19 protein-coding genes are annotated in these 20,749 nt (G+C 45.1%); 6 read left to right on the top strand and 13 right to left on the bottom strand.

Translation table 11 applies throughout. The features are described from left to right. Positions 1–3 precede the first annotated feature (3 nt). The 5 genes from E5Y90_RS01100 to E5Y90_RS01080 form a co-directional block, all read right to left on the bottom strand. Entirely contained in the window at positions 4–840 is an 837-nt protein-coding gene (locus tag E5Y90_RS01100; protein ID WP_174659165.1) for a hypothetical protein, read from the bottom strand. Next, a complete protein-coding gene (locus tag E5Y90_RS01095) occupies positions 837–1,619 on the bottom strand; it encodes a uroporphyrinogen-III synthase (protein ID WP_174659164.1) in 783 nt (260 codons plus the stop codon). The genes E5Y90_RS01100 and E5Y90_RS01095 overlap by 4 nt, the downstream gene beginning before the upstream one ends. Next, positions 1,619–2,542 (bottom strand): hydroxymethylbilane synthase, encoded by a 924-nt coding sequence (gene hemC, locus E5Y90_RS01090; RefSeq protein WP_151207596.1) that lies wholly within the window; start codon positions 2,540–2,542, stop codon positions 1,619–1,621. Before hemC ends, E5Y90_RS01095 begins: the two co-directional genes overlap by 1 nt. A 105-nt stretch (positions 2,543–2,647) precedes the next feature. Next, positions 2,648–3,388, bottom strand: coding sequence for a LytR/AlgR family response regulator transcription factor (locus tag E5Y90_RS01085; protein WP_151207594.1), 741 nt, complete (start codon positions 3,386–3,388; stop codon positions 2,648–2,650). Positions 3,389–3,457: 69 nt separating this feature from the next. Beyond that, positions 3,458–4,600 (bottom strand): sensor histidine kinase, encoded by a 1,143-nt coding sequence (locus tag E5Y90_RS01080; RefSeq protein ID WP_174659163.1) that lies wholly within the window; start codon positions 4,598–4,600, stop codon positions 3,458–3,460. Between E5Y90_RS01080 and argH the strand changes: the two genes are divergently transcribed. Next, positions 4,591–6,021: an argininosuccinate lyase gene (gene argH / locus E5Y90_RS01075; protein WP_174659162.1), complete on the top strand. Its 1,431-nt coding sequence runs from the start codon at positions 4,591–4,593 to the stop codon at positions 6,019–6,021. The two genes, E5Y90_RS01080 and argH, sit on opposite strands and share 10 nt — an antisense overlap. Positions 6,022–6,050: 29 nt before the next feature. Beyond that, positions 6,051–6,323 (top strand): oxidative damage protection protein, encoded by a 273-nt coding sequence (locus tag E5Y90_RS01070; protein ID WP_151205448.1) that lies wholly within the window; start codon positions 6,051–6,053, stop codon positions 6,321–6,323. 661 nt (positions 6,324–6,984) lie between these two features. Here the strand turns inward: E5Y90_RS01070 and pgsA are convergent. From pgsA to uvrC, 3 genes are all read right to left on the bottom strand, one after another. Then, positions 6,985–7,572, bottom strand: coding sequence for a CDP-diacylglycerol--glycerol-3-phosphate 3-phosphatidyltransferase (gene pgsA, locus E5Y90_RS01065; protein WP_151205447.1), 588 nt, complete (start codon positions 7,570–7,572; stop codon positions 6,985–6,987). Between the two features lie 107 nt (positions 7,573–7,679). Continuing rightward, positions 7,680–8,474 carry a thioesterase family protein gene (locus tag E5Y90_RS01060; RefSeq protein WP_174659161.1) on the bottom strand — a complete coding sequence of 265 codons (795 nt, stop codon included), beginning with the start codon at positions 8,472–8,474 and terminating at the stop codon, positions 7,680–7,682. 113 nt (positions 8,475–8,587) lie between these two features. After that, positions 8,588–10,387, bottom strand: a complete 1,800-nt coding sequence (uvrC, locus tag E5Y90_RS01055) for an excinuclease ABC subunit UvrC (protein WP_174659160.1) — start codon at positions 10,385–10,387, stop codon at positions 8,588–8,590. Between the two features lie 221 nt (positions 10,388–10,608). Between uvrC and E5Y90_RS01050 the strand changes: the two genes are divergently transcribed. Further along, positions 10,609–11,670, top strand: a complete 1,062-nt coding sequence (locus E5Y90_RS01050) for an AAA family ATPase (protein WP_174659159.1) — start codon at positions 10,609–10,611, stop codon at positions 11,668–11,670. A gap of 11 nt (positions 11,671–11,681) precedes the next feature. On the opposite strand, the gene E5Y90_RS01045 is transcribed toward E5Y90_RS01050, so the two are convergent. Both E5Y90_RS01045 and lpxO read right to left on the bottom strand, forming a co-directional pair. Beyond that, entirely contained in the window at positions 11,682–12,116 is a 435-nt protein-coding gene (locus E5Y90_RS01045; RefSeq protein WP_174659158.1) for a PH domain-containing protein, read from the bottom strand. A gap of 110 nt (positions 12,117–12,226) precedes the next feature. After that, a complete protein-coding gene (gene lpxO, locus E5Y90_RS01040) occupies positions 12,227–13,144 on the bottom strand; it encodes a lipid A hydroxylase LpxO (protein ID WP_174659157.1) in 918 nt (305 codons plus the stop codon). Positions 13,145–13,636: 492 nt separating this feature from the next. Here lpxO and fadB point away from each other — a divergent pair, with 492 nt between their 5' ends. Together fadB and fadA are read left to right on the top strand one after the other, a co-directional pair. Continuing rightward, positions 13,637–15,787, top strand: a complete 2,151-nt coding sequence (fadB, locus tag E5Y90_RS01035; protein WP_174659156.1) for a fatty acid oxidation complex subunit alpha FadB — start codon at positions 13,637–13,639, stop codon at positions 15,785–15,787. A gap of 12 nt (positions 15,788–15,799) precedes the next feature. Continuing rightward, on the top strand, positions 15,800–16,972 hold the full coding sequence (gene fadA, locus E5Y90_RS01030; RefSeq protein WP_174659155.1) for an acetyl-CoA C-acyltransferase FadA: 1,173 nt from the start codon (positions 15,800–15,802) through the stop codon (positions 16,970–16,972). Positions 16,973–17,022: 50 nt separating this feature from the next. Here the strand turns inward: fadA and E5Y90_RS01025 are convergent, their stop codons facing one another. After that, positions 17,023–18,582 (bottom strand): SIR2 family protein, encoded by a 1,560-nt coding sequence (locus E5Y90_RS01025; RefSeq protein WP_174659154.1) that lies wholly within the window; start codon positions 18,580–18,582, stop codon positions 17,023–17,025. Positions 18,583–18,809: 227 nt separating this feature from the next. On the opposite strand from E5Y90_RS01025, the gene E5Y90_RS01020 reads away from it, so the two are divergent. Beyond that, entirely contained in the window at positions 18,810–19,235 is a 426-nt protein-coding gene (locus E5Y90_RS01020) for a hypothetical protein (protein WP_174659153.1), read from the top strand. A 92-nt stretch (positions 19,236–19,327) separates the two neighbouring features. On the opposite strand, the gene tehB is transcribed toward E5Y90_RS01020, so the two are convergent. Both tehB and E5Y90_RS01010 read right to left on the bottom strand, forming a co-directional pair. Further along, entirely contained in the window at positions 19,328–20,191 is an 864-nt protein-coding gene (gene tehB / locus E5Y90_RS01015; RefSeq protein WP_174659152.1) for an SAM-dependent methyltransferase TehB, read from the bottom strand. A 212-nt stretch (positions 20,192–20,403) separates the two neighbouring features. Further along, positions 20,404–20,676: a hypothetical protein gene (locus E5Y90_RS01010; RefSeq protein ID WP_174659151.1), complete on the bottom strand. Its 273-nt coding sequence runs from the start codon at positions 20,674–20,676 to the stop codon at positions 20,404–20,406. Positions 20,677–20,749: the final 73 nt, after the last annotated feature.

The following is a 20,749-nucleotide window of genomic DNA, read 5'->3' as shown; positions in this document are numbered from 1 at the left end:
CGTTTAGCTCAGCAGGGTACGAGTATTTAACAACGGAACAGGCGTTAGTGGCGTGGCCTTGATCTGTTGCAACTGTTTGATCCAGTGCTGACTGCGTTCATCCGGCAATTGCTCCAGCACATCAATGACGCTCTGCAATGCCTGCTGAAAAGCCACTTGCTGCCCCTGTTGCAGGGTGTTTTGTGCAATCAGCAAGCGTAGTTGTGCTTCTTTTAAAATCAGATGGCGTTGCATCAGCACACTGCTCATCTGTTCGACCGGCTCAATTTGAATCCAGCGTTGCCAAAATGAACGAGTTTGCGTAGATGAGGCCTGATGGGGGAGCTGAATTTCTTTTTTAATTTCAGCATCCATCTGGCTTAATAATTCATTCAGTCTGTTCCGTTGCATCACCCGTTCATTGGTCCACTGCTTCAAAGTCTCCTGGTCTTTGACGATCGCCTGTTCCAGACTGCCAGCCAACGCAGGTGCCAGGCCCAGCTGAGCCACTTCATTTTTTAAACGGTTCAATTTTTCTACCGCCATAGCATGTTGTTGCTGTTGCAGAGCAAATTCAATCAGATCCAGATATTGTTCAACCAGCTCCAGGTTTTGATGTGTATCGACCGCGACGGTCTGACTATTCTCAGAACCACTCGCCACAGCTGCTGTAGATGAGTTCGAGACCACTAACCGCTTTAAAGCCACCAGCTGATCATTCAGGTTAGCATTCTGCTGCTGGATCTGATTTAAACGTCCATTTAATTCCGTCTGGGCTGAATTCAAGAGATAGAGGTCATAGCTCAGTTTGACAATCCATGCCAAAGCCAGAGTCAAAAACAGGATGAAAAATTTTTTCATGAATGCCCTAATGTCGTCAGCATATAGTGCAGAATGGTTGATCCGCTTAAGTCATCGAGCTGCGCGAATTGAAAACCTGCCTGATGCTGCTGTTGATATTCCCCCAGGAGCACTGCCAAACGCGGCCCCAAAACCAGATAATGCGCCTGATGAATCAGTTGTGGACAGCTTTTTTCTGCCAGATCCAGCCAGTTGAGCCAGCTGGCTTCACTACTGATTAATACTACGCAAGGCTGTTCAGCCTGAATCACAGCCCGTTTTTTTTCTAGAATGTCTGCACTCTCGGCCGGACATTGCCGTCGGTAAAGTACAAAATTCAATACCTGAACCTTCTGCTCATGCAGATGCTGCATCATGAACTGGCGTCCCCCTTCACCCCGCCAGAAGGCCACCGTCGCTGGCAACGCCAGCTGCTTCAGGACTGGCAATTGCAGCATCCCTTCAGAGGTTTCTAGCTCCGGCACATGACTGTGAATACCATAGGCTGCCAACGCTTTTTCTGTGGCCTGACCGACTGCCACCCACTGCACATGCTGCAAGCTGTGCAGGGCGACACCCGCCTGCTGCAAATACCGCATTCCCAGTTGCACTGCAGTTGGGCTGACCACCACAATAATATCGGCCTGATCCAGCCGGCGATATAAAGCCAGCAGATCCTCTGAAAGAGGCTGTGCGATCAGCTCCAGTAAAGGCAATTCTACAACAGGAATCTGTGCGTTTTGTAACTGCTCAGTCAACTTTGCAGCACGATCTCTGGGTCGGGTATTGATAAACAACATCAGTTTGAATAAAGCGCCTTCAGTAGATCGCCCGCCCCCTGATCCAGCAGGTCTTTGGCCAACTGCACGCCGAGTTGCTCAGCCTCTGTGATATGTCCGGTATGCTGGGCACGTAACAGCACGGCCCCATCTACACTGCCCACCCGACCTTCAATCGAAATATGATCCTGATTTAAAGTCGCATAACCTGCAATTGGTACCTGACAGCCACCCTCCAGATAGGCATTAAAGGCACGCTCCGCACGGACGCAAGCATCGGTTTCCGCATGTAAAAGTGGCAGAATAAGATCCAGCACCGCCTGATCGCCCTCACGGCATTCTAGTCCCAAAGCCCCCTGTCCTACCGCAGGCAGACTGACTTCAGCTGCAAGGGTATGACGGATACGCTCTGCCAGACCAAGGCGTTTCAAACCGGCACTGGCTAAAATGATAGCATCATACTGTCCTGCATCCAGTTTAGATAAACGGGTACCTACATTACCGCGCAGGTCAATAATCTCCAGATCCGGACGCTGCTTTAAAATCTGAGTCTTACGGCGCAAACTCGAAGTTCCTACCTTGGCACCGTGTGGCAAGTCATCAAAGCTGGCGTAATGATTAGAAACAAAAGCATCCAGCGGATCTTCACGCTCACAGATCACTGCTAAGGCCAGACCTTCAGGTAACGCCATCGGGACATCTTTCATAGAGTGAACCGCCAGATCTGCACGTCCATCCAGTAAAGCTGCTTCCAGTTCTTTTACAAATAATCCCTTTCCACCAATTTTAGCCAATGGCGTATCCAGGATTTTATCGCCCTGTGTAACAAAAGTGACTAACTCGACCTGTAAACCAGTATGCAGGTCCTGTAAACGCGCACGAATATGTTCCGCTTGCCAAAGTGCAAGTGGACTTTGTCGAGTTGCAATTTTTAGGGTCTTCATAAATTTAAATAACAGCCAATGAGAACAATAGTCTAAACTTAACCTGCTCACTTGAAAATGCAAGTGAATTTACACAAGCCTCAGATTACATTGCCTATATAGCTGTTAAAGCTTATGAATACGATCCCTTAAAATCGGCAAATGGCGTCGACTGACCGCCAGACGCTCTTCCAGTTCCCGGCAACGCACTTGATACTGACCAGAACTCACAACTTCCAGTCCATCCAGATAATGCACAGACACCAGCGCATTACGATGAATCCGGATAAACTGGTCACCAAATTCCAGCTCAAGTTCCTTTAAGGTTTCATCAATCAGGACACTGCCATTTTTGTGCCGTACAGTGACATATTTCTGATCCGCCAGAAAGTAATAGATATTTTCAACTGGCACCAACTCCACACCACGATAGGTCTTTGCCGCAATCTGCTGGCGGCTTGTATTGATATCTTCCATATTTTCTTTTTGTTTTAGTTGGCTCATCTGAGCTTGGGTAAATTTAGTTAAATGCTCCAACACCTGTGCTAATTCCTGTTGCATCACGGGTTTGAGCAAATAGCCTTCTGCATTGGACTTAAAAGCATCCAGTGCATGCTGATCATAGGCAGTACAGAATACAATGGCGGGCATCGGATCAAGCTGGCGTAAATGCTGCGCGCAGATCAGGCCATCCATTTCAGGCATTTGAATATCTAATAAGATGACATCAGGTTCGTGCTGGTGAGCCAGATCAATGGCTTGGCGGCCATGGCTAGCGGTGGCAATCACCTGATGGCCCAGCTGAGAGACCAAACGCGATAAGCGTTCGACAGCCAAAGGCTCATCATCACAAATCAGGACGTCCATTTCTCCTCCTTATCCGGCTCATAGCATCACATTCATGAATAGTTTAACCCGGATCTTTTTGATTTATTTTTATTTATATCGGTATCGTAACACTGTCGTGAACATCTCTTCGCCAGCAAATGTCTGTAAGCTGACTGTAGAGCCATAATAAGCCTCCAGTCGCTGTCTGACATTTTCTATTGCAATACCGTGCCCCTTTTTTAAAGTTTTATTTTCCTGCATATAAGGGTTTGTTATGATGATATTAATTTGATTTTGTAATATTTCAATCAATACGCTTATCGTACTCTTTGTTAAGATTTTTTCAACTCCATGAAAAATACTATTTTCTAATAAGGGTTGTAAAGTCAGTAAGGGAATCTGGACTTGAGAATATAGCTCCTTGTTTTCCAGTTTCCATTCAACTTGCAAGCGTTCGCCCAGCCGAATCTGTTCAATTTGCAAATAACGCTGGCACAGATCAATTTCTTCCTGCACGCTGACCAGCTTTAACTCCTGAAAACTAGCCCGGAACAAACGCGACAGGTTTAACAGCATTTGTTCCGCCTTGTCAGGATCAATACTGATCAGGCTGATGACACTATTCAGGCTATTAAACAGAAAATGCGGGTGAATCCGTGCCTGCATGGCCTGAATACGGGCCTTCAGCTCACTATGCTGCTGCTGCTGCCATTGCTCGCGCAGATACAGATAGCGAAAACAAAACATCCCAAGCAATATTCCTAAACTTAAGTGTAGACTGAGCTGATCCAGAATAATAGTCCAGTTCAAGCCCTGAAAACTTAAATTTGTTCCAATATATATCAAAATATTCAAGCTGATAGTAGTCAGCAGCACAATGACCTGTAACAGTAAAAATCCGGACATTAAAGCCAGTTTAATCCCCATTCGCTGAAACTGCTGCTGAAAAAACTCCAGCAGCGCTGCAAAACATAACAGTATCCAGCTGATATACAGCATATATTGCAGGAGCTGTAGCACACTCAAAGCCTGCCAGGACTGGGCTTCTGCCAGCGCCAGGGTATTACCACCGATAAACAGCTCGAGCAAATATTGCCACTGTCCCATCTGGCTAAAAAAATAGGAACCCAATCCCTGCCCTGTTCGGGACAGGCAAGATTGATCAGATAGAATTTCGGCAATAGGCTTTGAATTTGTTATACTCTTTTTCGTTCTACTGCTTTTAATCTGATTGAGCCGACATGACCACATCTTCTAATTCCTCTCATCCAGCACACGCCCAGACTTCGGGTATGTGGGGCGGTCGTTTCTCTGAAGCGACTGATGCTTTTGTTGCTGAATTTACAGCATCTGTTCAATTTGACCAACGTTTTTATAAACAGGATATTGCAGGCTCGGTGGCTCATGCGACCATGCTTGCCAAAGTCGGGGTACTGACTGAACAGGAACGCGATGACATTATTGAAGGTCTGACTGCCATTCAGGCAGATATTGAAGCAGGCAATTTTGAATGGCGCATTGACCTTGAAGATGTGCACATGAACATCGAATCACGTCTGACTCAGCGTATTGGCATCACCGGTAAAAAACTGCATACCGGCCGCAGCCGTAATGACCAAGTCGCCACGGATATCCGTCTGTATGTGCGTGATGAAATCGATGCCATTTTAGAATTATTGAAAAAATTACAAAAAGGTATTTTGGAGCTGGCTGCCAAGAACACCAATACCATCATGCCGGGCTTTACCCATTTACAGACTGCACAGCCGGTCACTTTTGGCCATCACTTAATGGCCTGGTTTGAAATGCTGGTACGTGACTCCGAGCGTCTGATTGACTGCCGTAAGCGTGTCAACCGTATGCCACTGGGTTCTGCAGCGCTGGCGGGAACAACCTATCCAATTGACCGTGCCTATACGGCCGAGCTTTTAGGCTTTGAAGCGATTGCTGAAAACTCACTGGATGCCGTATCTGATCGTGACTTCGGGATTGAATTCAATGCTGCGGCCTCACTCATCATGATGCACTTGTCACGTATGTCTGAAGAGCTGATTCTGTGGACTTCGGCACAGTTCAAGTTTGTGAACATTCCAGATCGTTTCTGTACTGGTTCATCGATCATGCCACAGAAGAAAAACCCAGATGTACCTGAACTGGTTCGCGGTAAAACAGGCCGGGTGTATGGCGATCTAATGAGCCTGTTAACCCTGATGAAAGGTCAACCCTTGGCATATAACAAGGATAATCAGGAAGACAAGGAACCGTTGTTTGATGCAATCGACACGGTGCGGGGTTCATTAATGGCCTTTGCTGACATGATTCCGGCACTGGTTCCAAATCTTCCGGAAATGCGTGAAGCTGCCTTACGTGGTTTCTCGACTGCCACTGACTTGGCAGACTACCTAGTGAAAAATGGCGTAGCCTTCCGTGATGCGCATGAAATTGTAGGTAAAGCAGTGGCCTTAGGTGTTCAGGAAGGCAAAGACCTGTCTGAGCTCACCCTGGAACAATTACAACAGTTCTCGGATCTGATTCAGGCAGATGTATTTGAAAAAGCCCTGACTCTGGAAGCATCGGTAAATGCACGTAACCACATTGGGGGCACGGCACCGGCTCAGGTTGAAGCTGCAATCGAACGTGCCCATGCCCGCCTAGAAAAACTTTATGCTTAACTGCTTTCGCTTTAATTTGGAGTATTGGTATGTCTCGACAAGTATTTTGCCGTAAGTATCAACAAGAGATGGAAGGTCTAGACTTTGCACCCTTCCCGGGTGCCAAAGGACAGGAACTGTTTGATACCGTGTCTAAACAGGCTTGGCAGGAATGGTTAAAGCACCAGACCACGCTGATCAATGAAAAGCGTTTAAGCGTGTTTGAACCGGATGCAAAAAAGTTTCTGGAAGAACAACGTGAGAAGTTCTTCAATAATGATGAAACTTTGGAAAAAGCCGAAGGTCTTAAGCCTGAGGCGTGATTAAGTGGAGCACTGCTCCACTAAGCCACAACACAAGGGCACAGTCTGCATAGACGAAAACCCTGAAAGAATCTCCATATTTTTTGGGGATTCTTTTTTTTTATAGGGCTGAAAATGAGGCAAGACAAACAAGGAAAGTGGGGCTGAACACCTTTAAGAAAAGAGTGTTTGCGATTTAAAGCCCTGCTCTAGTGAGTCCTAAAGTCGTGCTGAAAAATTATTTTCATTTCTAAAACGCAAAATTCGTCATATCGTTTTTCTAAGCTATTTCGAGCCAGCAGCGTAGCTTGAAAAATATCTCGCAAGCAGCTCAAGGCAGCTTTTTTACTAGCGTATTTTCTGACTTTAAGCAGCCCCTTCCCCCATAAAAAACCATCAATTTTGTATCAAAATAATGGATTGTAAAACCCCAATACAGAGCCTCTACAAAACACAACATTCAGCAACAAGAAACCCCATGTTTTTATGAAAACTCCTGTCATAATGGCTAACAAGAAGATGAGATATCTTTGAATAACTATAATAATAACTGAGAAATACCCCGATTTCATCCCAGTTCTTCCCCCAAAGGCTGGGTATTTTTTTGCCTGCTATTTTTATAAAACCTTTCTCAATTAACCATAAAAAAGCCCCATCAATGGAGCTTTATTATTTATGTCTTTTAAGGCTGTTTTAAATACGGCCAAGCCGCTTTGAGATAAATAAACATCGACCATAAAGTCAGAATTACTGCCGTATACAACAGTGCATAGGCCAGCATTTCCAGAGGCGGCCAGTTGAGCAGGAATACACTGATCGCAATCATCTGAAAAGCGGTCTTATATTTTCCGACTGTCGAAACCGCCACACTGGTTCGCGCACCCAGTTCCGCCATCCATTCACGCAATGCCGAGACGGTAATTTCACGGGAAATGATCACGATGGCTGCAAATGCCATAGAGATGGTCGGTTGCCACTGGACCAGTACAATTAAGGCAGCCGCTACCATCAGCTTATCAGCCACCGGGTCCAGAAAACGCCCAAATGCAGAGGTCTGGTTCAAGGTCCTGGCAAGATAGCCATCAAACCAGTCTGTTACTGCCGCAATAACAAAAATCGCAGTAAGAATCAGATGCCGCGTTACATTCGGCTCAGCCCCATAAATCCCCACTGCAGGGGGCCAATAGGCCACCAATAAAAATACCGGAATAAGGACAATACGCGCCAAGGTCAAGATATTAGGAATATTCAGGATACGACCTGTAGTCATAGACACCGCCAATTGTTCCCCTCATGTACGATGAAAATGCACACTTTTTCTGAGGTTTGATCCATCATTGATAGGCCTCACTTTATACGAATTGGCGTGCAGTGTCACTAGGCAAACACGGTCACCGTCTGCCTGGCGATCGCAATCAGACGATTTTCACTATCCCAGAGATAGGCATATTCAGTTGCATAACCGTCTGCTGCATGGTCTGTAAATACTTTATATTTAAACCAATCCTTTAACTGGTGCTGCAACGGATGCACATAAGTAACATTCCAGGTCAGACTGCTGGCAGGTGCCCGTTTTTTAAACATTGGCAGTACCCCAGGCGGCCAAATATCAAAAAGTGCCATTAAATCAGCGAGCTGAAATTTACGGTTGCTATGCTTTTCAGGATGAAACCGGAACCATCCACCAAAATCTGGTCTTGTACTGGCACTGCAAGGCAAATTGACATCTGCCCAGGCCAGCTGAAAATGCTGATAACATTCTGGTAGCTCCTGCTCGCCCGGAAACAGCAACAGTTGCTCAGGCGCTGGATAGTCAGGGGCCTGCGGCATTTGCCGGACCTGAATCTCCGACTTCCGGGCCGCTCCAAAACTGGCAAGCAAAATACTTTGTACGGCCTGATCCTGCCATAAACGCACTTCAATGGTGGTGACAGACCTGCCTTGTCGCAAGATTTCTGCAGTCAGACGGACTTTGGCCTGCTTAACCGGACCTACAAAAGTCACACTGGCATTCAGCAGGCGCTGGCTTGGATCCTGAATGGCCAATACCGCTTTTTGCATCATCATCGCAGCTGCAAGACCACCATACAAAGTGCGTCCCTGTAACCAGCCTTCTGGGAAATCGACCCATTCCTGCTCGGCAATTTGTGCATACAATCCATGTAAAGACATTGTTCTTCCTTAGTGCGTTGATCTCTCTTTATTCTGCCTGGAAAAAGCCACGTGAGAAATGACGGATGACACCCGGATCAGTGAGCATTTTTGCCCGGGTCGTTCTGGTTTTTTTATTCATGCAGGGTCTTGTAAATCATGCGTGCCATCACTGAGCCAAGTCCCGGAACCAGTTGCAGGTCTTTTTCTGAAGCTTTTAATACCCCCTGAATCCCGCCAAAATGGGTCAGTAAATCACGACGGCGTTTAGGCCCTAAGCCCGGAATTACTTCCAGTACGGATGAGCCGCGCTTTTTGTCACGTTTGGCCCGGTGCCGGGTAATGGCAAAACGGTGTGCTTCATCGCGCACCTGCTGGATCAGATGCAATGCCTTATGATCTTCTGGAAGCTGAATCTTGCTGCCATCGGTAAAATGCAGGGTTTCCAGACCCGGCTTACGGCCTTCGCCCTTGGATACCCCGATCATGAAGGCATCCAGCCCCAGCTCCTGCATCACCTCCATAGCCATATGCAGCTGACCTTTGCCACCGTCGATCAGCAGTAAATCCGGCAGCATGGCCTTTTTATAACGCCGAGTTAAGGCCTGACGCATGGCCGCATAATCATCACCTTCAGTAATGTCATGAATGGAAAACTGGCGATAATCCCGTTTCCGGGCACCCCCACTGTCAAAAACCACACAGGAGGCCACGGTATCCTCACCCATCGTATGTGAGATATCAAAACACTCAATCCGGTCTACCGGACGACCGACCACCTGCTCTAGCTGATGGAAGCGTTCATTCAGTTCAAAATGATTGGCCAGCCTGCCCTGAATGGCATTCTGCACATTCATTTCGGCCAGCTCCAGCCACTCAGCCCGGGTTTCCCGGACTCTGGACTTGATCTGGATTTTTTTGTCAAAATGCTGTGACAGTGCGGCTTCCAGCTCCTTGCGATCAGCCACCTCAATATTGACGATCAGTTCTGTCGGAATTTCATCGGCCACCTGAAAATAAAAATTAGCAATAAAGTCTGCCAACATCTGCCCCAGATCATCACTGAGCATGTCCGGAAAATAGCCTTTTCCACCCAACATTTTGCCATTACGCACATGCATGATCTGCACACAGGTCACACCGGCCTGAGAGGCAATCGCCAAAATATCGGCCTCGCCCTTGACCTTATAAATCGCCTGCTGGGCCTGCACATCACGCAGCAAGGCCATGCGGTCCCGGTAAAATACCGCTTTTTCAAATTCCAGATTTTCTGCCGCAGCTTCCATTTTGGCAATCAGTTCCTGGTTTAACTCCCGGGTATCACCACGCAGGAAACGGATTGAATTATCAACATCTTCCTTATAGTCTTCTGGCGAGATAAAACCGACACAGGGCGCCGAACAGCGCTTGATCTGATATTGCAGACAAGGCCGGGTACGGTTGGCAAAAAAACTGTTTTCACAGGAGCGGACATTAAACAGTTTTTGCAGAATCACCAAAGTATCACGTGCATTATAGGCACTCGGATAAGGCCCAAAAAACTTGCCGACCTGGTGCTTCCCCTTGCCGCGCCCACTGGCCAGACGCGGATAGGGCTTATCCGCCGAGACAAAAATATAAATATAGGACTTATCATCGCGCAGCATGATGTTATAGGGCGGGCGATGCAACTTGATCAGGTTTTGCTCTAAGAGCAAGGCTTCGGTTTCCGAACGCACGATCAGGGTTTGAATGTCATAAATTCGCGCCACCAGAGCCTGAGTTTTCGGATGATCAATGGTTTTGACAAAATAGCTGGATACCCGGTTTTTCAGGTTTTTGGCTTTTCCCACATACAACAATTCACCATCTTTGCCATACATCCGGTAGACCCCGGGCAAGGTGGTCATATGGGCCAAGATTTTTTCAATATGAGGGCGTGCGTTCTCGTTCACCTAAAACCTATTTTTCACCTGCAATATGCAGATATATGTGATGTTTCTTGTGTCATTTTCAAGCAATAATACAAAATTAGCCAGAACGGGGCAGCTAAATCAACAGATTGAGGCAGAGCGGACAGTTATAAGTCCCCTGCCATGCGGTGATTGCTAAAAGCTATAATTTGCCTGCGCGATCTTTGCTATGCTCAAGCTGTTCTATCTCGAGATGATCCAAGATGACCAGTTCCCCATCCGGTATTCGTATTGTGCAACCTGCGACCTCCAGCCAGAGTCGCGCTGAACGGGACCGCCTGATCGGGAAACCACGTTTTCACTTTGAGCCTGAGTCGGTCATGCAATTCCTACGCGAGCGCATTATTGGACAGGATGCTGCCTTAACTGAAATCGAGAACATGCTGCATGTGGTCAAAGCTGATTTTTCCAGCCCGGAACGGCCGCTTTCAGTGACGTTAATGCTCGGCCCGACCGGTGTCGGTAAAACGGAAACCGTACGCCTGATTGCTGAAGCAATTTATGGCCGTCCGGATGCCTTCTGCCGGATTGATATGAATACGCTGGTGCAGGAACATTATGCAGCTGCCCTGACTGGCGCACCACCGGGCTATGTCGGCTCTAAAGAAGGCCATAGCCTGTTTGATGAAATCGCGATTGCCGGCAGTCATACCCGTCCGGGCATCATGCTGTTTGATGAGCTGGAAAAAGCCAGTACCGAAGTGATTCGCGGGCTGATGAATGTACTGGATACCGGCCGCCTCACCTTGACGGCCGGGACCAAAACCATGGATTTTCGTAACTGTATGATTTTTATGACCAGTAATGTCGGAGCACAGGCCGCCCAGCAATATCTGGAAAAACTGGCTTATCTGCCACAGAAAATGCAGCAGCTTTGTCTGAAAAAGCTACCGACTCAGCGTATTATTGACCACATCATGCAGCGTCAATTTGATCCAGAATTCCTGAACCGGATTGATCGTACCTTGCACTATCAAGCGGTACAGCAGGATGCCTTGCCGCGTCTGGTTGAAATTGAACTGGAAAAACTCAACAAACGTCTGCAACATCAGCAGCGTCAGGTGCATTTAAGCCCCGCCGCCAAGGCCTATTTTTATCAGGGTCATGACATCCGTTATGGCGCCCGCCATCTGGGCCGTAAAATACGCACAGAATTGGAACCGATTCTGGCCATGTATTTCTTGAAACAGCCAAAACAGTTCGAGCTTTTTTTAGATTGTCATGACGGACAACTGCGGATTCTACCCGCCCCCTCGGAGAATTGATTGCCAACCGCTCAAACTGATTTAGCAGAGCTTTTTGCCTGATGTGATGCAATCGCCTGCATAAATTGTTCTGGTTTTTTAGGCGAAATTAGCACATATTTTTGCGTATCTGCCTGCATATAAGTAATTTTCAAACGTTTTAAAGATAGCGCCGGAGCTACCTCGGAATAATCCGTGGGCTGGATCTGCTGAATGGCATGCAGTGGAATCTGCCAGCGCAACCACAGGCTTTTAATCGACAGCATATCGTCCTGAACAATATAGCGGGTACTCCATACCGGCCACCAGATCACGACAATCGTCAGTATATAAACAGCACTATGCAGCGGATATTGCAGCAGCGTACCCTTGGCCTGCATGGTCAGTAATAGCTGTATAAGTAGTCCACTCATACAGATGATAAAGGCCAGCAGCCACCAGTCTTTTTTGGAACGAAATATGTGCATCGCTTTCCCCTGTTTCTGTATCTATCTTACACAAAATCAGAGTCCTGTGCTGATGCTTCCCGATCAATAAAAAACGCCCAGATGGGCGTTTTTTATCTTTTAGTTATGGTTTAGGAGAACACATAAGGCCGGATAAAAATCAGGAAGAATATCCCCAGCATCAGGAACCATTTCAGAAAATAGTAGAGCTGGCGGTTTTTGGCCTTTAACGCTTTGGCTCGGATACGAATCTGATAAACATAGGCAAAGGCTTTATTTAAGCCACCGGTCTGGTCTCCGGCCTCATTCGGTGAGCTGGCCGCGGTCATCACCTTTTTACCAAACCAGTGATTAAAAGCTTCCATCCAGCGGGTTTTTAAAGGGCGCTCTACATCGGCGAAAAAAATAATCCGGTTTTGATCGGTCTTATTTTCGGCATAGTGGATATAGGTTTCATCAAATACCACACTCTCGCCATCGCGCCAGGAATAACGTTCGCCATCGACATCAATAAAACAGCGGTCATCATTTGGAGTCATTAATCCCAAATGATAACGCAATGAACCGGCATAGGGGTCACGATGCCGTACCAGACGGCTGTCTGGCGCCAGTTCGGTAAACATAGCGGCTTTAATGCTGGGCAGGGTTTGCAGCAAGGCGGTGGTTTTTGGACACAGCTCTGCTGCAGACGGATGGGCCGAGTCATACCATTTTAGATAAAAGCGTTTCCAGCCGGTCTTGAAAAACGAGTTAAAGCCGAGATCATCATATTTGCTGGAGGCTTTGATGCCCCCCTGTTCATACAGAGCCCGGGCTTCATCACGAATCATTTCCCAGTGTTCATCCAGAACCTGCAAGTCCTTAAAATGCTGGGTATCGATATAAGGCTGATTGGGCACCCTGGAAAACAGGTACATTAAAAAATTGATGGGTGCCAGCAGGGTCGAATGATCAAAAAACTGACGGTAAAATGAATGCCGAACTTTGCCACGGCGCTGTATATATAACGCTGAAATGACGAAAATGGCCAAAATAATCCACTTAAGCATATTAGTATCCAGAAAACTTTAGGCCCCCAACTAGGCACAGGAAAAAACACATGAGTCAAAAAATGTCGGTATTATAACAAAGCGGATCTCTCTGCTAGCACTACACTAATGGAACGCAGTGTCGCGTCTATTTGCCTTAGCTGAACTGCATATTTTCTAGCTGAATTGACTTTTTTGACTAAAAAACCACAGAGCGAGTATTTGCAAGCAGCCCGTTCTGGGTTATAAAAATTCAGCCATCCCAATAAAAAAAGTGAAACTGAAACAATAACTTCACTACACTACAATGACGGTTCGCTAGAGCCTGACTGTAACCGCAACTGAACTGGTCGCTAAAAATTGATGACCCTTGCGTCACGGCTTGATACAACTTGTGATGTTCTTTTTGGCTATAGTTATCGTAAGATTGGCGAAGTATAAAAGTGTGCGGGAAATGCGCGCTTGCTTCACAACATCAACTTAGAAGTCCTCCAAAATAAAGGAGATCAGGGCATGATCCACGCTGGCAATGCCATTACCGTCCAAATGCTTGAGGACGGAATTGCAGAATTCCGCTTTGACTTACAAGGTGAGTCGGTTAACAAATTCAACCGTGCAACGATTGAAGATTTTAAGGCTGCAATTGAGGCCGTATCTCAGGCTGATATTCAGGGCCTGATTGTGACTTCAGCAAAATCTACGTTTATTGTAGGTGCTGATATCACTGAATTCGGGGCTAACTTCGCACAGGGCGAAGAGGCAATTGTTGACTGGGCGATGCCAGTTCACGAAATCTTCAATAGCTTCGAAGACCTGGATATTCCCAAGGTGGCTGCCATTAACGGCATGGCACTGGGTGGCGGTTTCGAAATGTGCTTGGTCTGTGACTACCGTGTGATGTCAGAACAGGCGCAAGTTGGCCTGCCTGAAATTAAACTGGGAATTTTCCCGGGCTTTGGTGGAACAGTACGTTTAAGCCGTCTGATCGGTATCGACAATGCTGTTGAATGGATGGCAATGGCTACTCCTAAAAAGCCGGCTGCAGCACTCAAAGATGGTGCCGTGGATGCAGTGGTTGCCGCAGACAAGCTGAAAGATGCAGCAATTGACCTGGTGAAACAGGCGATTCATGGCCGTCTGGACTGGAAGGAAAAACGTCAGGAAAAACTGGACCCAGTGAAGTTGAACATGCTTGAGCAAATGATGGCATTCAACACGGCTAAAGGTGCAGTACTGGCGAAAGCGAATCCAGCTCAATATCCGGCGCCAAAATTATTGCTTGACTCGCTTCAGGCGGGTGCCAGTCTGCATCGTGACGACGCGCTAAAAATAGAAGCTCAAGGCTTTGCCAAAGCAGCAGTAACACCACAAGCAGGCGCATTGATCGGTCTGTTCCTGAATGACCAAGTGGTGAAAAAAGCCTCTAAGCAACATGAAAAAGGTGCACATCCGGTCAATCTGGCTGCTGTACTGGGCGCTGGTATCATGGGTGGCGGTATTGCTTACCAGGCGGCAAGCAAGGGCACGCCAATCATCATGAAGGATATTGGTAACCCGCAACTGGCACTGGGTATGTCTGAAGCCAACAAACTGCTGACCAAGCAGGTTGAACGCAAAAAGATGAAGCCAGCGCAAATGGGTGAAACTCTGGCGCGTATCCGTCCGACTTTAAGCTATGAAGAGTTTAAAGAAGTGGATATCGTGATTGAGGCAGTTACTGAAAATCCTAAAGTCAAAGAAATCGTTCTCGCAGACACTGAAAAGCATGTCCGTGAAAACACGATTATTGCATCCAACACGTCGACGATTTCAATCACGCGTTTAGCAAAAGCGCTGCAACGTCCTGAAAACTTTGTTGGTATGCACTTCTTTAACCCGGTACACATGATGCCATTGGTTGAAGTGATCCGTGGTGAAAAAACCTCTGAAGAAGCCATTGCAACGACTGTCGTTCTGGCCCAGAAAATGGGTAAAACGCCAATCGTGGTGAATGACTGCCCGGGCTTCCTGGTAAACCGCGTCCTATTCCCTTACTTCGGTGCGTTTGACCTGTTACTGAAAGACGGTGCAGACTTCCAGCAAATCGATAAAGTCATGGAAAAATTCGGCTGGCCAATGGGTCCTGCTTACCTGATGGACGTGGTCGGTATCGACACGGGCGTACATGGTGCAGAAGTCATGGCCGAAGGTTTCCCTGACCGTATGAAGCCAGATTACAAAGGTTCTATCCAGACCATGTATGAAGCAAAACGTCTGGGTCAGAAAAATGATGTCGGTTTCTACAAATACGAACTCGACCGTAAAGGCAAAAAAGCTAAGACTGTTGATCCAACAGCATATGACGTAATTGCTCCGGTGGTATCAGGTGAAAAACGCGAATTTGATGCTCAGGAAATTATTGACCGTATGATGCTGGCCCTGTGCAACGAAACAGTACGTTGTCTGGAAGATAACATCGTGGCGACCCCTGCTGAAGCGGATATGGCGATGATCATGGGTATTGGTTTCCCTCCATTCCGTGGTGGTCCATGCCGTTATATCGACCAGACAGGTGTTGCTGAATACGTGGCACTTTGCGACAAGTATGCACATCTTGGTAAGGCTTATGAAGCGCCGCAAATGTTGCGTGACATGGCGGCTAACAATAAAAAATTCTACGGTTAAGGAGTGACGTGAATGGCTACTTTAAATCCACGTGACGTTGTGATTGTTGATGGCGTACGTACGGCCATGGGCAAATCGAAAAACGGTATGTTCCGCAATGTACGTGCCGACAGCATGTCAGCTGAACTTATCCGTGCGTTGATGGTTCGTAACGAATTCGACCCGAATGAAGTTGAAGACGTGATCTGGGGCTGTGTAAACCAGACTCTGGAACAAGGGATGAACATTGCGCGTAACATCGCATTGTTGGCCGACCTTCCGAAGACTGTTGCAGGTCAGACCGTAAACCGTCTGTGTGGTTCTTCTATGCAGGCGATCCATACTGCGGCTGCTCAGATTGCCACTAACCAGGGTGATATTTTCATCATTGGTGGTGTAGAGCACATGGGCCACGTTGGCATGATGCACGGCATCGACCTGAACCCTGCTGCATCTAAGCACTATGCAAAAGCTTCTAACATGATGGGCTTAACGGCTGAAATGCTGGGTCGCATGAACGGCATTACTCGTGAAGAACAGGATGCGTTTGGTGTTGAATCACACCGCCGTGCCTGGGCTGCAACTGAAGAAGGTCTGTTCCAGAACGAGATCGTAGGCATTGAAGGTCATAATGCTGACGGTTATAAAGTTCTGTGCGATATTGATGAAGTGATCCGTCCGGATGCCAACATCGAAACTTTCCGTGCTTTACGTCCAGTATTTGATCCTAAAGGCGGTACAGTAACTGCTGCAACGTCTTCAGCATTGTCAGACGGTGCATCGGCTATGTTGCTGATGTCTGCTGAACGTGCTCAAGCTTTGGGTCTGAAACCACGTGCAGTGATCCGTTCTATGGCAGTGGCAGGCTGTGATGCTGCGATCATGGGTTATGGCCCGGTTCCGGCAACACAAAAAGCATTGAAACGTGCTGGTCTGACGATTGAAGATATTCAAACTGTTGAGTTGAACGAAGCCTTTGCTGCGCAAGGTCTGTCTGTACTTAAAGGCTTAGGGCTGTACGAGAAACAGAACATCGTGAACCTGAATGGTGGTGCGATTGCATTAGGTCACCCGTTGGGCTGTTCTGGCGCGCGTATTACTACCTCTCTCCTAAACATCATGGAACAGCAAGATACTCAAATCGGTCTTGCGACGATGTGTATTGGTTTGGGTCAAGGTATTGCAACAGTGATCGAACGTGTTTAATTTTTAAATACGTAGATAAAAGAAAACCCCGCTGAATGCGGGGTTTCTTTTTATTTATTAACTAGACAATCATAAATACAAACCAAACGCTTATAATTGGAATTATTCCAACTTTCTTCAAATTTTTCTTTTAGATAATCTTCTAAAATTTTTAAATTTTCTACTGAATTATTGTCTACTATATATTGACCCAAGTAGTCAGCCCGAATTGAGTCACTAAACTGATTACTTTCAATAAGCTCAATGATACCTTTAGATATAAGATTTTTGGTTTTATATGATTTCCTATATCCACTCGATATTTTCGAAACAAATATTTTTTCATTAAAATTAAATAAGTTTTTAAAATTTTCTGGAGCATTTTTTAGTGGTTTAAAGTTAGGATCTGCCTTAATAAACTTTTGAATAGGAACATAAACTGCTGATTTACAAATATCTGATAAGGTATTATTTAAAATCTGCACTCTATCAAATTCAATATCCCCATATATTGCATCAGATAAAATCATTTTAAAATCAACACCTTTCAAGCCAACCTTACTATATCTTTCCTTTGCTACTCCAAACCCTGCTACAAATTCAATTTCCTTACCTGACTGAATAATGTCATCTATATCTGTAGGGCAATATAATTTATTTTCCGGCGTTTCACCTTGAACAATTTCATAGAATTGTTCTCTAAAAATTCGCAAAATATATGCTGGAATTTTTCGTTCATTTCCTTGTAAAGCTAAGAAAATCTTAGAAAAGTCATCAGTTTTTATTTCTGTTATAGGAATACTTTTATTTTCACTAAAACTAAAATGTGTTTTAGAGATTGAATCTGCTACATCTTTTTCCCAATTGATAAAAATCAAATTATTAGCTAATTTCGCTCTATACTCATCATTTGTCATCATTTCTGAAATAGAACAAAGAATAGATTTTATATTCTCATCATGTAAGGAATACCCTATAAATATAATTGGATGCTCTATAAATATAGAAAGTAATTTTGCGGCTAAATATGGATTTTTCTTATGAAAATCTTCGTAATCTGTTTTAGTTAAAACTAATGATTTTGGATCGGAGCAACAACCATGAATTTTATATATTTCTGCAATTTTTTGAGGATTTGAAAATAATAAGCTTCCTTGTCCTATATAAATCTTATACTGATCTTTAGCAAAAATATTTTCTAAAAGTAGATCCCAATTTGTAGTAATAATTCCATCAATAATTGTTTTTCTTGAAGTAAGAAGCTCTAATTCATTCTCTAAATCCTTATTAGTCATATCACATGATTTTAAATATTCACAGATATCATGCCTTAATGGGGAAGATATATGAGTATGCCATTCAGGTCGATTAGCTATTTCTTCTGCTTGTGGTAATGACCACCAATATTCAGAATAAGGTCCTGCCATTTTTTCTGCAGCTAAAGCTAAATCTCCGTTGCTTTCACTAACATATCGGATAAATCCAGAAGGTAGTTTAGATCCAAATCTTGCTAATAATCCTTTCCAATCTTCTAAACCAAGATAGCGTCGTGAAAATCCCGACCCTATAAACAAAAATGGAGCTGTTGGACTTACTTTAATTATTTCTTTTAAACTTTCTGTAATATCCATAAAGACCCCAAATTATAAAATATGTATTTAAATCATTATAGTAATGGTAGTTAGTTTAACTTTCCATCAAAACACCTATAGATTCAAATTATATTTAACTTTTTAGAGTGTTATCCATTTGTAATTTTAGTTGAATAATCAACCAGTAAAAACCTATTTATGAATCACTTAAATTTTATACGCGTATGATCAAGCCTCTTTTTTCCTACTTCTTTTAAGGGGTTTATATGAACATGCTTAAAACCGTACTTGCGACTGCAATCGTAGCAACTTCTGTATCTGCAATGGCAACTGAAGCTCAAGTAGCACCTGCTGCTACAACAACTACAGTTCAAACTGTTACTAAAGAAACTGTTGCACCTGTGCAAGCAAAAGTTGAAGCTGTTCAAACTACTGCTACAGAAGCAAAACAAGCAACTGAAGCGAAAGTTGAAACAGTAAAAGCTGAAACAACTACTCAAGTAGAAAATGCACAAGCCACCGCAGAACAAAAAGTTGAAGCTGCAAAAACAGAAGTAGCAGAAGCAAAAGACGCAACTGTTGAAACTGCTGCTGAAGTAAAAGAAACTACTACTGAAAAAGCCGAAGCGACTCAAGCCGAAGTAAAAGCTGAGAAAAAAGGCTGGTTCTCTTGGTTTAAAAAAGCAGCTTAAGAATTTTTAAGCATAAAAAAGATGTCTGCCTGACATCTTTTTTTTGTTTTGGAGGATTTAATTTATGTTCAGGAATTAAAACTTAATTTTATTTAAACCTTTTGCGCCAGCATGGTGGCAAAGCGCTGTTTAAGCCGATGGCCCTGTTCATCTACACGGTGTAATTCACCAATATCTTCATTATATTTCACCAGATTCCAGCCTTCATAATAAGCACTGAGCTGTCCCGGTTTAAAACTAAATGGAAAGTCTGGCTGTACCGGAATATCGTCTGTATCCATGGCACAGACAATCAGGTTATAACCACCCGGCACGGTGGCCTGCTGCATTTGTGCGATCAACGGCGGAATGGTTTTTGCCTCAAGGAACATCATCACCACAGTACAGTAGATCAAGTCATATTGGCCTGTAATGCGGGTATCTGTGTTGAGATCGCGACGCTGGATCTGCAAGCGATCAATTTGCTCCGTCTGTACAATTTGTCTCAAGGTCTGCAAACTGTTTTCGTTAACATCCCAGGCATCGACTTTAAAGCCGTTCTGGCTTAGATAAAGCGCATTACGTCCTGTACCGCAGCCGATATCCAGCGCACGACCACCCTGTAAATAAGGCATGGCAGCCAGTACTTCAGAATGGGTAGGATTCAACTGATATTTCTTGCTGAAATAATCATCAGGCCGGCAATAAAAACGCAGCTGGCATTCGACATCCTCGCTGGCAGAAATAATCTTGTGCCAAGCCTCAGGTTCAATAAATGTTGGTTGCTGCTCTGGTGTAAACACATGTTCAGATTGCACCTTACCCGACTCTTCCAGCATGGCAAAATGTAGCTTACCTTTTAAGACTGTCAGTTTTGCCCAGGTACCTGCTTTGGTGTTGTGCTGATTCTTGAAACCCTGAGGAATACTCTGCTGTGTCCAGACCGGAAGTTCCTTATAACAAATGAGCTCTTGCATCAATCTCGTTCTCCATCTCATGCATGCGCCGCCTGTCATGCTTCTAGCGACGGGTTTATGGAGTTCAGCATAGCCTGTTCAGTCCGGAATGAAAATCATGCTTATGTACGCTGTATTCATACAGCAGCAAGATACAGACCACACCTGAAAAATAAAAAAGCTGTCTAGATCGACAGCTTGGGTGTAGTTAGTTCATAAATAGGGCGACTGGATTAATGCCGTAGTTCTGACTGTAGCCAGCGCATGTAATTTTCCTGATCCATAAAATCCGGCGCGCCTCCCAGATCCAGACTGAAATATTGCTGGTTAAACTGGATTACAATCTGTTCGGTATAGTGCCAGTCCTCAATCAGCTTAAAATATTGATTCAAGAAAAATCGGCTCCTGCCTTCATTATTCAAACTTTGTAGTTTTGGACATATTTTATTTGCGACAAACTCACTGTACACCTGCTGAATATCAGCAAAAACCTGAATTGTTTGCATGACTCACCTGCTTAAATGTTATGTTGTGATCTGTGCGACATATTCAATTTAAGCACTGAGTTTGAACAGCAGA

The organism is Acinetobacter sp. 10FS3-1 (assembly GCF_013343215.1).
GTDB classification, from domain to species: Bacteria; Pseudomonadota; Gammaproteobacteria; order Pseudomonadales; family Moraxellaceae; genus Acinetobacter; species Acinetobacter lwoffii_C.
Note: the sequence above shows the minus strand (reverse complement) of the source record. Positions and strands in the feature narration are given on the sequence as shown.

Bases quoted from the DNA above. Each gene is read 5' to 3' on its own strand.
- E5Y90_RS01100 (WP_174659165.1), bottom strand. From the start codon at position 840: ATGAAAAAATTTTTCATCCTGTTTTTGACTCTGGCTTTGGCATGGATT.
- E5Y90_RS01095 (WP_174659164.1), bottom strand. From the start codon at position 1,619: ATGTTGTTTATCAATACCCGACCCAGAGATCGTGCTGCAAAGTTGACT.
- hemC (WP_151207596.1), bottom strand. From the start codon at position 2,542: ATGAAGACCCTAAAAATTGCAACTCGACAAAGTCCACTTGCACTTTGG.
- E5Y90_RS01085 (WP_151207594.1), bottom strand. From the start codon at position 3,388: ATGGACGTCCTGATTTGTGATGATGAGCCTTTGGCTGTCGAACGCTTA.
- argH (WP_174659162.1), top strand. From the start codon at position 4,591: ATGACCACATCTTCTAATTCCTCTCATCCAGCACACGCCCAGACTTCG.
- E5Y90_RS01080 (WP_174659163.1), bottom strand. From the start codon at position 4,600: ATGTGGTCATGTCGGCTCAATCAGATTAAAAGCAGTAGAACGAAAAAG.
- E5Y90_RS01070 (WP_151205448.1), top strand. From the start codon at position 6,051: ATGTCTCGACAAGTATTTTGCCGTAAGTATCAACAAGAGATGGAAGGT.
- pgsA (WP_151205447.1), bottom strand. From the start codon at position 7,572: ATGACTACAGGTCGTATCCTGAATATTCCTAATATCTTGACCTTGGCG.
- E5Y90_RS01060 (WP_174659161.1), bottom strand. From the start codon at position 8,474: ATGTCTTTACATGGATTGTATGCACAAATTGCCGAGCAGGAATGGGTC.
- E5Y90_RS01050 (WP_174659159.1), top strand. From the start codon at position 10,609: ATGACCAGTTCCCCATCCGGTATTCGTATTGTGCAACCTGCGACCTCC.
- E5Y90_RS01045 (WP_174659158.1), bottom strand. From the start codon at position 12,116: ATGCACATATTTCGTTCCAAAAAAGACTGGTGGCTGCTGGCCTTTATC.
- lpxO (WP_174659157.1), bottom strand. From the start codon at position 13,144: ATGCTTAAGTGGATTATTTTGGCCATTTTCGTCATTTCAGCGTTATAT.
- fadB (WP_174659156.1), top strand. From the start codon at position 13,637: ATGATCCACGCTGGCAATGCCATTACCGTCCAAATGCTTGAGGACGGA.
- fadA (WP_174659155.1), top strand. From the start codon at position 15,800: ATGGCTACTTTAAATCCACGTGACGTTGTGATTGTTGATGGCGTACGT.
- E5Y90_RS01025 (WP_174659154.1), bottom strand. From the start codon at position 18,582: ATGGATATTACAGAAAGTTTAAAAGAAATAATTAAAGTAAGTCCAACA.
- E5Y90_RS01020 (WP_174659153.1), top strand. From the start codon at position 18,810: ATGAACATGCTTAAAACCGTACTTGCGACTGCAATCGTAGCAACTTCT.
- tehB (WP_174659152.1), bottom strand. From the start codon at position 20,191: ATGCAAGAGCTCATTTGTTATAAGGAACTTCCGGTCTGGACACAGCAG.
- E5Y90_RS01010 (WP_174659151.1), bottom strand. From the start codon at position 20,676: ATGCAAACAATTCAGGTTTTTGCTGATATTCAGCAGGTGTACAGTGAG.